The sequence below is a fragment of the Protofrankia coriariae genome, from assembly GCF_001017755.1.
Taxonomy (GTDB): Bacteria; Actinomycetota; Actinomycetes; order Frankiales; family Frankiaceae; genus Protofrankia; species Protofrankia coriariae.
In genome coordinates this window covers 7,539-20,782 of the sequence record NZ_JWIO01000005.1, presented here as the reverse complement: position 1 = coordinate 20,782, position 13,244 = coordinate 7,539, and the positions used below count along the sequence as shown (strand labels likewise).

Below are 13,244 nucleotides of genomic sequence, written 5' to 3'. Positions count from 1 at the left end.
GCGGGCCGGCTCGCCGTCCGTGCCGAGCACGAACACGTGCCGCAGCTGGGGCAGCGAGCTGCCGCCCGCCCCGCTCTCCCAGCCCGGGGCGATCCGGTCCAGGGCGTCGAGGTAGTCCAGGTCGCGGAAGCGGTCCATCGTGATCAGGACGACGCTGTCGGACTGGCGCAGCACGTAGCTCAGTTCCTCGTGCCGCAGCCGGAAGTTGATCGATACCGACACCGCCCCGACCCGGGCCACCGCGAACTTCAGGGCCACGACCTCGGGCAGGTTCGCCATGTCCACGGCGACGTGATCGCCCGGCCGGATCCCGATCGCCATCAGCCCGGCGGCCAGCCGTCTCGACCAGTCGGCGATGTCGCCGTAACTGTAGGACCTGGTGTCGCCGAGAACGAGTGGCCGCTGAGGATGTTCGGTGGCTAAGAGATCGAGAAGCTGGGCGGTCGTGCGGGGTATCCAGCGGGGGTAGCGCGCCTCCAGAGCGTCACGACGCTGGGCAGCGCTCGAGCCGGTCGTTGTGGTTGAGCCGGTCATAGTGGCGACACCGTCGCTTCCGTCATCGAGTCGGGGGCAAGATTGAGAATCTTGTCGGGGGGCATGCCCACCTCGGCGAGTACCTCCGCGGTGTGCTGGCCGAGCGCGGGCGGTTCGCGCATCGCGCATGAGCCGTCGGTGTCGATCGGCAGCCGGAGCTGCCTGAGCCCGCTTGTGCGCAGCGCGTCGCCGAGGGGCTCGGCATCGCGGACGAGGGCGCGCTCGCGGGTGACCGGATGTGCCAGGGCGGCGGCCAGGTCGTTGACCGGCCCCGCCGGAACGCCGGCGGCGGAGATCCGCTCGAGCCAGTGCTCGGACGGCGCGGTGCCCAGCCGCTCCTCGATGGCAGCTGTCAGGGCGTCGCGCGCACGCACCCGGTCGGCGACGGTACGAAAGCGTGGGTCGTCCCGGAGTACGGGAAGGTCGAGGGCCGTGCAGAGCCGCTCGAACAGCCGGTCCGTCGCGGCGGCAATCATGATCGCGCCGTCCGCGGTGCGGAAGGCCTGGTAGGGAGCGGTGCTCGGGGCGGCCGAGCCGAGACGGCCGGGGAACCCACCGGTTCCGAGGAATCCCATGACCTGGTGGCAGAGCAGGAAGAACCCGCTGTCGACCAGGGTGATCTCCAGCTGCTGGGCCTCGCTCCCGTCGGTGCGACGGGCGAGCGCGGCCTGGATCGATGTGATCGCCCAGAGCCCGGTGGAGACGTCCACGACGGACGGCGCGGCGCGGGCCGGGCGGCCGTCGGCGTCACCGGTCATCTCCATGATGCCGGTGAAGGCCTGCACGATCGCGTCGTACCCGGGACGGTCGTGCCCGAGCGGGCCCTCACCGAAGGCGCTGATCGAGCAGTGCACGACGCGGGGGCTGACCCGGCGGAAGTCGTCGAAGCCGAGCCCGAGCCGGTCCGCGACCCCGGGCCGGAACGATTCGACGACGACGTCGGTGCTGGCCGCGATCCGCAGCACCGCGTCGCGGCCGGCCGGGGTGCCGATGTCCAGGGCGACACTGCGTTTGTTTCGATTCACGGTGAGAAACACCGTGCTCTCCGGTCCCCAGCGTGGCGGCAGGCTGCGGGTGGCCTCTCCGCTGCCCGGACGTTCGACCTTGACGACGTCGGCGCCGAGATCGGCAAGGATCAGGCAGGCGAGCGGGCCCGCGATGTTCTCGCTGAGGTCGAGTACCCGCAGGCCGCGGTAGGTCTGATCGAGCGTCATGTGAGCACACCGGTCATGGGGCGTCTCCAATGCCTGTGGTGGGCCGGTGACTGTATCGATCTCCCAGGTCAGAGCTCAAAAACAATCACTTGTTTTTTTCTAGCATGGTCGATTAACGTGGTCAACAGACAGATATGGGCCCGCGGTGCTGACGGAGGGTGCAGGGATGGACTTCAGACTCACCGAGGAACAGCAGCTGTGGAGAGACACACTGCACACGTTCATGGAGCGCGAGGTAGGGCGGGAGTACATCCGCAAGCACGACGAGTCCCGGGAGTTTCCCGACGAGGCTTACCAGAAGATTGCGGACAGGGGCTGGTTGGGGCTGCTCATCCCCGAGGAGCAGGGCGGGCTCGACGCCGACCCGGTGATGTACGCGATCTTCTGTGAGGCCATGGCGAAGTTCAGCCTCGACTTTGCCGCGTGCGTGATGACCTCCATGTTCACCGCGACGAACATCGCCAACCACGGCACGGCCGAGCAGCGCGAGCAGTACCTGCCAGGCTTCCTCGCCGGCAGGACGAAGTTCAGCGTCTCGATCACCGAACCGGGGGCCGGCTCGGACGCGGCGGCGGTGCAGACGCGGGCCGTCCTCGACAACGATCACTGGGTGCTCAACGGGAACAAGGTCTTCTGCTCCGGAGCGCACCTGCCGGACACCGTCATCACCGTCCTCGCGCGCACCAGCCCCGAGCGGCACCGAGGCCTCAGCCTGATCCTGGTGCCGAACACCGCGCCCGGCGTCGACATACGCAAGCTGAACACGATCGTCCGCCGTAGCCTCGGCACCACGGAGATCTTCTTCACGGATGTCCACGTCCCCGCCGGAAACCTGATCGGTGAGGTGAACAACGGCTGGGGCTACATCGGCGAACACCTGGAGTACGAGCGTCTGAGCCTGGCGGCCTCCTACGTGGGAAACGCCCGCACAGCGCTCGACGACACCGTCACCTATACCAGGAACCGCACCCAGTTCGGCCGGCCGCTGTCGTCGTTCCAGGTCCTCAAGCACCGGATGGCGGAGAACGAGTGCGAGGTGGAGGCCGCGCGGCTGCTGGTCTACAACGCCGCGACGAAGATGGCGCGCGGTGAGCGCGCTCTGAAAGAGGTGTCGATGGCGAAGGTGTTCGCCGCCGACGTCGCCTTCAGGACCTCGTTCAACGGCATGCAGGCGCTGGGTGGATACGCGCAGCTTCCGGAGTTCGACATGGAACGCTATTTCCGTGAGGCCAAGCACGCGATGGTCGGTGGCGGCGCGAGCGAAATCCAGCGCAGCATCATTGCCAAGGAGATGGGACTCTAGCCCGGATCCTTCGTACGTCCAGCGGACAACAGGCGGCGTGTCAGTGACCGGACCGGGATCCGCCCGGTCCGGTCCAGGCCGTTGCGAGGGTCGCCACGCCTGCGTCCCCGCACCTCGTCTCCCAAGCGGGAGAAACAGTCCACCGGTCGGAGAAGCGGTGCGGGGCGGATACGACCCGGTGCGACGGAAAACAGCGAACGGGTTGAAAATCCGGCCTGAAGCCACCGGTGAACGGGGACGCGGTGCCACGGGCACCGGCCTATTCGGTGAAGTGAATGGCCTTGCTCGGGCAGTCGTACTCCGCGCGGCGGACGGCGGGCAGCCGCTCGTCGGCGACGGTGGCCCGCGACAGCACCACCAGTCCGTCGTCGTCCACGTCGAAGATCTCCGGATCCGCGAGGACGCAGTTGCCGTAGCCCTGGCAGACGTCCCGATCGACCCTGATTGTGATCATTTCTTTCTCCTGATCAGCGAAGACGTTTGGCGACTTCGTCGTGAAAGGCGGTCAGTCTGCTCTCGGCGGTGTTGAAGATGTTGCGGCGGAATCCCTTCGACCGGGCCAGCGCCGCGAAGTTGTTGATGACCTCGGAGTCCTCCGCGAGGACGTCGAGGAAGTGTTTCCAGTCCCGCTCGTTGTGCTGTTCCCACTTCGCGTCGCTCAGGCCGTCCGGGGTGGGCCCGACGAGCTGGTAGGCGTTGAGGACGGTTTTGTCCGGCGCAACCGGCCAGGCGGTCCACATCTGCAGGTGGTTGGGGAAGCAGCTGAAGATCGTGTTCGGGAACGCGAGATAGTGGCACAGATGGGTCTGCCGATGATCGCTGTTGGAGACCTTGTCGGTGAACCCGCGGATCGGCAGCGTCATCCAGGAGTGCGGTGAGCTGATCTTCAGGCTGGCATCGCGCCACAGAACCAGCCCGGAGAGGGTCGACTTGTGCGTGAACGGGACGTGCCAGGTCTCGTTGAACGCGTCGACGACGATTTTCCAGTTCGCGGTGAGCGTGACCGATACGCGGAACCGGGTGTCGAACCGGTCGAGCCGGTAGCCGGCGAGCTCCTCGCCGATCGTGTCGAGGTACTCCAGCAGGTCGGGGAGCGTGTCGGAGAGCGTCAGCCAGATCCAGCCCGACCACTCGACCACCCTGACCGCCGGCGCCCGCAGCCCGGCCAACTGTGCCGGGTCGAACGACTCACGCAGCGGTACCTGGCGGACGCTGCCTTCAAGATCGTAGACGAAGCCGTGCCACGGGCAGGTGAACCGTCCGTTGGAGCAGCGTCCGGAGCCTTCGACGAGAAGCGCGCCGCGGTGCTGGCAGACGTTGTGCCAGGCCGACACCGAGCCGTCGTCAAGCCGGATGATCACTACTGACTGTCCGAGCTGGTTCCAGACGACGTAGTCGCGGGGCTTTGGCACGTCGGCGGACGGAAACACCGGGAACCAGGCGTGGGACAGGATCCGGTCGAGTTCCCCCTGGTAGCGCGCCTGATCCGTGTACACCGAGGCGTCGACCGCGGATGGGGCGAGGGGGTACTGAGGTTCGTCCTGGGCAGGCTCGTCCTGCGCGGGCTCGGTGGGGGCGGGCTCGGTGGGGGCGAGTTTGGTCGCCGGGATGGACTGGGTCATGCGAGTGCCCTTCTCGTCGGCGTCGCCACTGGCTGGCCCGGTTGCCGATGTCGCGGGCCGGATGTGGGCTCGGATAGGTAAACAATCATTTGTTTCAAAGTAGGGCTGTGTGTAGTAGGTGTCAAACCGGTTCTGCGTGTGACGTATGGCGTGGTCCGCAACATGCCGGGTTGCCCGCGATCCGCGGAGCCGGACCGGTGCCGGCCTCATGGAGGACAGTCCGGACTGGTCGGGGCTGTCCGCGATCGGTCAGGCGGTGCGGCGGCCGGTAGGTGGCGCGGCTGGTAAAGGCGCTGAAGGCGCTGTCCGGAAGCCCGCGGTGGCGGGACGGGCCATGGCCGCGCTGGTCATGGCTGGAAGCGGTAGCCCATGCCGGGCTCGGTGATGAAATGGCGGGGGCGTGCCGGGTTCGGCTCCAGCTTGCGGCGCAGTCGTCCCATGTATTCGCGCAGGTAGTGGCTGTGTTCCTTCGGGGAGGGGCCGCCAGTGCGAGGGAGGAGTTGGCGGTGGGTGAGCAGTTTTCCGGGGTTGCGCACCAGTACTTCGAGCAGGTGCCATTCGGTCGGGCTGAGGCGGACGGTGGCCAGACCCTCAGGCCGGTCGGCGTGGTTGGCCGGTGGCTCGGGGTCCGCGGTCTCTCGGGCCTTCCCGGCCGGCCGTGTGGCACGGGGAGCGGGCTCGGGCGCGGCGGAAGCACGGTCGCGCCGATGATCGGCCAGCCTGGTGATCCGTCGGGCGGTCAGATCGATCGTATAGTCGCCGATCGTTGTCAGAGGAGCCTCTGTTGCGCTCAAGGTTCTCCTGGCCACCGCGCGTAGCCGGGCGAGGAGTTCGTCGACGCGGAAAGGCTTGGTGACGTAGTCGTCGGCGCCCGCGTCGAGCGCGCCGACCTTGTCGGTGCTGCCGGCACGGCCGGACAGGACGATGACGGGCGTTGTCGTCCAGCTGCGCAGGGCGTGGATGACCTCGGCCCCGTCCATGTCGGGCAGGCCCAGGTCGAGCAGGATGATGTCGGGCCGTCCGGACGTGGTGGCGGCGAGCGCGTGCCGTCCCGATGTCGCGGTCATGACTTCGTACCCTCGGGCGTGCAGGGTGATCCGCAACGCGCGCAGAATCTGGGTGTCGTCGTCGACGATCAGGACGCGGGTCATGCCGCACCGTCCCGCGCGCCGGTGCCGGCCGAGGCACCCCACAGCGGCCGGAACGACAGCGGCGACAGTGCCAGGACCGGTGCCAGGAGCATGGTGACGCCTCCGCGGAGGTTCCGTTGGCAAATACAGCCTCCAGCACAGAGCAGTCTCCCTTCGTCAGGGCTGCCGGGGCTACGGGAACGAGTCGGGACGACTGGCACGGGCCGTCTCAGGCGGGGCAGCACGGGTGAGGAGAGGTCCGCGGGTTTCGCCTCGGCAGGCACCGGCGGAACAGCAGGCCTGGTCGGGTCAGCCTGTGCCGAGCCTGTCCAGGGCGAGGTTGAGTTCGACGACGTTGACCCTGGGCTCACCGAGGAAGCCGAGCGCACGGCCGCGCACATGATCCTCGACCAGTCGGCGGACCGTTGCCGGGGTCAGCCCGCGGGCGCCTGCGACCCTGTTCACCTGGAGGTAGGCGTAGGCGGGGGAGATGTCCGGGTCCAGGCCGCTGCCGGAGGCGGTCACCGCGTCCGGTGGCACCGGATTGTCCCGGCCGCGCCCCGGCCCGGGGACGAGGACGCGTTGCCCCGCCGCGTAGTCGCCGCCGGGCGTCGCGCACTCGACCCGCACGCCTTCGTAGGTGGCGACGAACGGTTGCGCCGGGCACCGCTCGTTCACGCTGACGACCCGCACGACCGGCCCGGCGAAGCCCGGATCACGGTGGAATACCGCCAGCACGGCGCCGACACCGCCCGGGGTGCAGTACGGGCGCCGTCCGTCGACACCTTCGAGCTGCCCGACGGCCCTGCTGCGGCCGCACACGGTGGTGAGCAGGCTGCGCCGGCTCTCGTCACCGGGTGTGGCGGGATCGTCGAACATGTCGACGACGTCCTCGGGGCCCAGGTTGGACGCGGAGGTCGCGGTCGGGTCGTAGCCGGCACCGGCGGCGGACGGCCGGGGCTGGAAGTACGTCGGGATCGGGCGGCCGGCGGCGTCGGTGAACGGCTGGCCGATCCTTGACGAGCCGACGACCGTGCCGTCGGCCGCCCGGACGAGCGAGCCGTCCGCCCGGTGGCGCAGCCCGGGCAGCTGGGCGATCGCGGTGACGGCCAGGGGATACGCGACGCCGACGAGCACGGTGAGCACCAGCAGCATGCGCAGTGCGGCGAGGAGCTGGCGGACAGGGCCGGGCAGGCGTGGGGAGGCCATGACGATCACCGGATTCCGGGGAGGAACTGGACGACCAGATCGATGAGTTTGATCCCGACGAACGGGACGACCAGGCCGCCGAGGCCGTAGACACAGAGGTTGCGCCGCAGCATCGCCATGGCGTTGCCGGGTGTGTAGCGGACGCCGCGCAGGGCGAGCGGGATCAGCGCGATGATGACCAGCGCGTTGAAGACGACCGCGGACAGGATCGCCGACTGCGGGCTGTGCAGCCGCATGAGGTTGAACGTGTCCAGCCCGGGATACACCGCGGCGAACAGCGCCGGGATGATCGCGAAATACTTGGCGACGTCGTTGGCGATCGAGAACGTCGTCAGGGCGCCGCGGGTGATGAGCAGCTGCTTGCCGATCTCGACGATCTCGATGAGTTTCGTCGGGTTGCTGTCCAGGTCGACCATGTTGCCGGCCTCCTTCGCGGCCGACGTGCCGGTGTTCATGGCGACGCCGACGTCGGCCTGGGCGAGCGCGGGGGCGTCGTTGGTGCCGTCCCCGGTCATCGCGACGAGCCTGCCGCCGGCCTGCTCGCGCCTGATCAGGTCGAGCTTGTCCTGGGGGGTTGCCTCGGCGAGGAAGTCGTCCACCCCGGCCTCCTCGGCGATGGTCCGCGCGGTCAGCGGGTTGTCGCCGGTGATCATGATGGTGCGGATGCCCATGCTGCGCATCTCGTCGAAGCGTTCCCGCATGCCCGCCTTCACGATGTCCCTGAGCTGGACCACGCCCAGGACGCGGGCGGTTCGGCCGCCGTCCGCAGCGCCGGCGGTGAGCACCTCCGCGACGACCAGCGGCGTCCCGCCGGAGGCGGAGATGCCGTCCACCACGTGGTCGGTGTCGGGCGGTGCGCTCCCGCCGCTCTCCCGGACCCAGGCCAGCACCGCGCTGGCCGACCCCTTGCGGATCTGCCGGCCGCCGCCGCGGAGCCCGGGCGTGGCCAGGTCGACACCGGACATCCGGGTCTGCGCGGTGAACGGGACAAAGGTCGCGGTGGGCAGTTCGCCGGCGGTCCGCTCCCGCAGGCCGTAGGTGGTCTTGGCGAAGACGACGATCGAGCGTCCCTCTGGCGTCTCGTCCGCGAGCGAGGACAGCTGCGCGGCGTCGGCGAGCGCACGCTCGTCCACGCCTCCGACCGGGATGAACGCCCACGCCTCCCGGTTACCAAGGGTTATGGTGCCGGTCTTGTCCAGCAGCAGGGTGTCGACGTCGCCGGCCGCCTCGACCGCGCGGCCGCTCATCGCGAGCACGTTGCGCTGCACCAGCCGGTCCATGCCGGCGATGCCGATCGCCGACAGCAGCGCGCCGATCGTGGTGGGAATCAGGCAGACGACCAGCGCCGCCAGCACGATCCCGGTGACGCCGTCGGCGTCCAGGGCGGCGTTGTCGGGGATGCCGGGCTGCTGCGCCCGGGAGAAGATCGCCAGCGGCTGGAGGCTCACGACCGCGAGCAGGAAGACGATGGTCAGCGAGGCCAGCAGGATGTTCAGCGCGACCTCGTTCGGGGTCTTCTGCCGGTTCGCGCCCTCCACCAGGCCGATCATCCGGTCGATGAAGCTCTCCCCGGGCCGCTGCGTGATCTCGACGACGATCCGGTCCGACAGCACCAGGGTGCCGCCGGTCACCGCGGACCGGTCGCCCCCGGACTCACGGATCACCGGCGCGGACTCGCCGGTGATGGCGGACTCGTCCACGCTCGCGATGCCCTCGACGACGTCGCCGTCACCGGGGATGAACTCGCCGGCCTCCACCACCACACGATCGCCCCGCAGCAGGTCCGGCGCGGGTACCCGCTCGGTCCGGGCCGTCTCGGCGGGCTGGCCGGGTGCCCAGTCGACGAGCCGGCGGGCGATNCGAGCCGGCGGGCGATCGTGTCGGTCTTGGCCCTGCGCAGCGCGGCGGCCTGCGCCTTCCCGCGTCCTTCGGCGACGGCCTCGGCGAGGTTGGCGAACAGCACGGTCAGCCACAGCCAGCCGACGATCAGCCAGGCGAACACGGTGGGGTCCGCAACCGCGAGCACAGTGGTGAACGCGGCGCCGATCTCGACGATGAGCATCACCGGGTTGCGCCACAGCGTGGCCGGGTTCAGTTTCCGCAGCGCCTGCGGGGTGGAGCGCAGCAGCATCCGCGGGTCGAGCAGGCCACCGGAGGCCCGCCGGGGCGGGTGGGTGGAGCCGGGGCCGGAGCCGGGGTTGCCCGCTGGGCCGGCGGGGTTGTCGTGCGCGGCGGTCGTGGGCATGTCAGTGCAGGCCTTCCGCGAACGGCCCGAGGGCGATGGCCGGGAAGTAGGTCAGGGCGACGACGACGAACGCGACACCGGTGACGAGGCCGACGAACAACGGCCGGTGGGTGGGCAGCGTCCCGCTCGACACGGGGGCCGTCCTCTGCCGGGCGAGGCTGCCGGCCAGGCCCAGGACGAACACCACCGGCAGGAACCGGGCGAGCAGCATGGAGATCCCCAGCACCGTGTTCCACCAGGCCGTGTTCGCCGTGAGGCCGGCGAACGCCGAGCCGTTGTTGTTCGCCACCGAGGTGGCCGCGTACAGCACCTCGGACAGCCCGTGCGCGCCGGAGTTCAGCATGTTCGCCCGTTCGCCGGGCAGCGCCATGGCCACCGCTGTGACGCCGAGGGCCAGCGCCGGCGTGGTGAGAATGTAGAGCGCGGCGAACTTCACCTCCCGCGCGGCGATTTTCTTGCCCAGGTACTCGGGCGTTCGCCCGATCATCAGACCGCCGACGAACACCGCGAGCACGGCGACGACCAGCATTCCGTACAGCCCCGACCCGGCGCCGCCCGGGGCGATCTCCCCGAGCATCATGTTCAGCAGCAGGACGGCGCCGCCGAGACTGGTGTAAGAGTCGTGTGCGGAGTTCACCGCGCCGGTGGACGTCAGCGTGGTGGCGGCTGCGAAGGTGGCCGAGCCCGACACCCCGAAACGGGTTTCGACGCCTTCGGTCGCGGCGCCGACAGCGGTCGGGACCGTACCGTGGTGGGCCAGTTGGAAACCGTTGACAAGAAACACCCCGGTTATCGCCAGAACGGCCATGACGGAGACGATCGCGAGACCCTGGCGGGTGTCACCGACCATTTTTCCGAAAGCTCTCGGCAGAGCGAACGGGATCGCCAGCAGAAGATATATCTGTAGCCAGTTTGTCCAGACCGTCGGATTTTCGAACGGATGGGCGGAGTTGGCGTTGTAGAAACCGCCGCCGTTGGTGCCGAGCTCCTTGATGATCTCCTGGCTGGCCACCGGGCCGCCGGTTATGGCCTGGCCGCCGCCGACGATGGTCGACACCGTCCGGACACCGTGGAAGTTCTGCACGACACCACCGGCGACCAGGACGACCGCGCCGATGACGGAAATCGGCAGCAGAACGCGGACGACGGTGCGGACCAGGTCCACCCAGAAGTTGCCGAGCCGGTCGGTATGGCTGCGGGAGAACCCGCGGACCAGGGCGATCGCCACCGAGATGCCGACCGCGGCGCTGGCGAAGTTCTGCACCGCCAGACCCGCCATCTGCGCGAGGTACCCGAGCGTCGACTCGCCGGCGTAGGACTGCCAGTTGGTGTTCGTGACGAAGCTGGCCGCGGTGTTGAATGCCTGTCCCGGCGCCATCCCGTCGAAACCGAGGTTGAACGGCAGCCGGCCCTGTAGGCGGAGAAAAACGTACAGGAAGAGCGCTGACACGCATGAGAACGCGAGCACAGCGCGCAGGTGGATGCTCCATCGCTGGTCCGTGTCCGGATCGACGCCGACCAGCCGATAAGTCATTTTTTCGGCCCGCAGGTGACGCTCGGAGGTGTACACCCGGGCCAGGTAGTCGCCGAACGGCCGGTAGGTCAGGCCGAGGGCGACGGCGAGCGAGGCGGCGAAGACGACTCCCGCCGTCGTGGTGTTCATTCAGTGACCCCTTGTCGACCGGAAGCCCGGGCTCGGAGGAAACACAATCGTGGCAACGATCGCGCGGTCCGTGGCCGGGCGGGCCGTGGCGCGTCGCTGGTCCGGCGGGTCCGAATTTCTTCGGGGAAAGTCAGAACTTCTCCGGGAAAAGCAGGGCGACCACGAGGAAGACCACCAGAGCGGTCACCAGGACGAGCCCGGTCAGGTTCTCGGCGGTCACAGCCGTTCCACCCCTCGTACGACGAGCCCCAGCACCGCGAACATCACGATGATCAGAAAGATGAAAACCAGGTCACGCACTGCCTGCTCCTTCTGTCACGTCCCGCTGCCACCGCGGGGGACCGACCGGGCTGCGGCGCTCCCCTCGGGTGACGGCAACCCCACCACGCCCGGCCGTCCGGATGCCGGATACCCGGTGCCCAGGAATCCGAGTGCCCCGGGTGCCCGGGTGCCTGAGTGCCGATGGTGACACCGGCGTCGGGTTTCGCCGCAGGCCCTGACCGGGATGTCCCGGGAACAGACGCGACACGCCGGATACCCGGGCTGTCACCCGCGAGCGCTGGCACCATGAACTCCCCGGATCGCGCCGATTGCCGTATTGCCGCATCGGCAGCATCGACCCCACGGGAGCCGGCCACCAGCGGCGTTGACGCCCTGGTGACGCCGAATACGGCAGAGCACGGAGGAGCACGAAAGAGCACGAAAGAGCACGGAAGAGCACGGAAAACGTGGCCGGGGAGCCACTGGCCGTTGGCCGACGCCGGGTGCCCACCGTGCGCTCAGGCGGGGGAGCAAGCTGCCCGGTCACCCGGTTGCTGTGGCGGCCCCACCGCCATGAGCTGATCCGTCATGGCCAGATCAAGGTCTGCCCTGGTCGCCGGGCCGGTGGGTCGCCGGGCCGGTGGGTCGGCGGGGCTCGCCTACATCCTCACTGTCAGGAGTGGACGCGCATCAGGCCTTCCTGCGCGACCGAGACGACGAGCCGGCCGTCGGCGGTGTATATCTCGCCGCGGGCGAAGCCCCGGGAGCCCGCCGCCGACGGGCTGTCCTGGATGTAGAGCAGCCACTCGTCCGCGCGGAACGGACGGTGGAACCACATGGCGTGATCGAGACTGGCCAGCGAGATCGTCCGGCCGTCCGTCGACCGGTGCGGGAGCAGAGTCGTCGTGATCAGCCGCAGGTCGGACGCGTACGTGACCGCGCAGACGTGGTAGAGCGGGTCGGCGGGCAGCGTCCCGCGGGCGCGGAACCACATCCGCTGGTGTGGGCTGTGCGGCTCCCCGTGTGAGGACCACACGGGCTGTTGGACGGAGCCGTCCGCGCCTTCGGTCGGCGCGAGCCGGACGTCGAGGTACCGGGAGAAGAAGGGCTCGATGCTCCCCCCGTTCGGCAGGGACCACTCGGGCAGCTCTTCGGGCAGGGATGCGGGCAGTTCCTCGGGCGGCGGTGACGGCGGCACGGGTGACTGATGCTCCGGGCCGTCGGTGACGCGCTGGAAGGAGGCGGACAGGTGGAAGATCGCCCGGCCGTGCTGGATGGCGACCACCCGTCGCGTCGTGAACGACCGTCCGTCGCGGATCAGATCCACATCGTAGATGATCGGCGAGCTGGGATCGCCCGGCAGCAGGAAGTAGGCGTGCAGCGAGTGCACCGGACGATCAGGGGCGACCGTCCGGCCGGCGGCGATGAGCGCCTGCGCCGCGACGTGGCCCCCGAACACCCGGGTCGGCGCCGTGTGCCACGACCAACCGCGGAAGATGTTGGTTTCGATGCGGTCGAGGTCGAGGACCTCGACCAGGGAGTCGGCCTCCGCGCGCGTCACCTGATCCACATTACCTATCCGGTGGCGCCGCTTCATCGAACAGCGGCGCTCCGGGGATTTCGGCTTCCCGTGACGCGGCGGAGGCATGGCCGGGCCGTCGATGGTCCTCGGCCGGCTCGGGGATTTCGGCCCGCGGGCCGGCAACGGTTGCCGGGGCGCGCTCGGGGGTGGGCGTCGTCGCCAGCAGGTGACGCCGCCACAGCGCCTCGGCCTCGTCCGCCGCGCCGGCCTCGATCAGCGCCACCAGTTGCCGGTAGGGCTGGCGGCCGTCGTCCCCGGCCACCGGTGTGCCCGGCCGTGCCGTGGTGCTGGTGCTGGTGCCGGCGTTGGAACCGGTGCCCGATGTCTCCTCTCGGGCCATGTCGATGATGTGGCGCAGCATCCCGACGAGCACGATCAGGGTCTGGTTGCCGGCGAGTTCCACCAGCAGGCCGTGGAAGTCCGCTACCGCGGACCGCGACACCGCGGGAGCCCGGGCCTCCCGGGCCGGCCCGCCGGCGGG

11 protein-coding genes and 1 pseudogene (1 of these 12 only partly in view) are annotated in these 13,244 nt (G+C 69.4%); 1 reads left to right on the top strand and 11 read right to left on the bottom strand.

The window, feature by feature from the left end:
* Together FrCorBMG51_RS29315 and FrCorBMG51_RS04765 are read right to left on the bottom strand one after the other, a co-directional pair.
* A protein-coding gene (locus FrCorBMG51_RS29315) for an AMP-binding protein (protein ID WP_047221904.1) crosses the window boundary here: on the bottom strand, positions 1-534 show its 5' portion. The gene continues 30 nt to the left of window position 1, outside the view; only the first 534 of its 564 coding nucleotides appear in the window; its start codon is at positions 532-534; the stop codon falls past the left edge of the window.
* A complete protein-coding gene (locus FrCorBMG51_RS04765; protein ID WP_047221903.1) occupies positions 531-1,748 on the bottom strand; it encodes a CaiB/BaiF CoA transferase family protein in 1,218 nt (405 codons plus the stop codon). The genes FrCorBMG51_RS29315 and FrCorBMG51_RS04765 overlap by 4 nt, the downstream gene beginning before the upstream one ends.
* Positions 1,749-1,914: 166 nt before the next feature.
* Between FrCorBMG51_RS04765 and FrCorBMG51_RS04760 the strand changes: the two genes are divergently transcribed.
* Positions 1,915-3,051, top strand: a complete 1,137-nt coding sequence (locus tag FrCorBMG51_RS04760; protein ID WP_047221902.1) for an acyl-CoA dehydrogenase family protein — start codon at positions 1,915-1,917, stop codon at positions 3,049-3,051.
* A gap of 259 nt (positions 3,052-3,310) precedes the next feature.
* Here the strand turns inward: FrCorBMG51_RS04760 and FrCorBMG51_RS04755 are convergent, their stop codons facing one another.
* The 9 genes and pseudogenes from FrCorBMG51_RS04755 to FrCorBMG51_RS30625 all read right to left on the bottom strand — a co-directional run.
* Positions 3,311-3,505 carry a ferredoxin gene (locus FrCorBMG51_RS04755; protein WP_013874210.1) on the bottom strand — a complete coding sequence of 65 codons (195 nt, stop codon included), beginning with the start codon at positions 3,503-3,505 and terminating at the stop codon, positions 3,311-3,313.
* 13 nt (positions 3,506-3,518) lie between these two features.
* Complete coding sequence (locus FrCorBMG51_RS04750) at positions 3,519-4,673, bottom strand: aromatic ring-hydroxylating oxygenase subunit alpha (protein WP_047221901.1); 1,155 nt, start codon at positions 4,671-4,673, stop codon at positions 3,519-3,521.
* A gap of 347 nt (positions 4,674-5,020) precedes the next feature.
* On the bottom strand, positions 5,021-5,824 hold the full coding sequence (locus tag FrCorBMG51_RS04745) for a response regulator (RefSeq protein ID WP_047221900.1): 804 nt from the start codon (positions 5,822-5,824) through the stop codon (positions 5,021-5,023).
* Positions 5,825-6,112: 288 nt separating this feature from the next.
* A complete protein-coding gene (locus tag FrCorBMG51_RS04740) occupies positions 6,113-7,012 on the bottom strand; it encodes a potassium-transporting ATPase subunit C (RefSeq protein WP_047221976.1) in 900 nt (299 codons plus the stop codon).
* Positions 7,013-7,017: 5 nt separating this feature from the next.
* Positions 7,018-9,257: pseudogene (gene kdpB / locus FrCorBMG51_RS04735) on the bottom strand (potassium-transporting ATPase subunit KdpB).
* 1 nt (position 9,258) lies between these two features.
* Positions 9,259-10,920 (bottom strand): potassium-transporting ATPase subunit KdpA, encoded by a 1,662-nt coding sequence (kdpA, locus tag FrCorBMG51_RS04730; RefSeq protein ID WP_047221899.1) that lies wholly within the window; start codon positions 10,918-10,920, stop codon positions 9,259-9,261.
* Positions 10,921-11,050: 130 nt separating this feature from the next.
* Positions 11,051-11,140, bottom strand: coding sequence for a K(+)-transporting ATPase subunit F (gene kdpF, locus FrCorBMG51_RS26245; RefSeq protein ID WP_076842627.1), 90 nt, complete (start codon positions 11,138-11,140; stop codon positions 11,051-11,053).
* 714 nt (positions 11,141-11,854) lie between these two features.
* Complete coding sequence (locus tag FrCorBMG51_RS04725) at positions 11,855-12,742, bottom strand: acyl-CoA thioesterase (RefSeq protein ID WP_235433315.1); 888 nt, start codon at positions 12,740-12,742, stop codon at positions 11,855-11,857.
* Positions 12,743-12,752: 10 nt separating this feature from the next.
* Positions 12,753-13,244, bottom strand: a 492-nt coding sequence (locus FrCorBMG51_RS30625) for an FCD domain-containing protein (RefSeq protein ID WP_235433314.1), incomplete at its 5' end; no start/stop codon positions are given.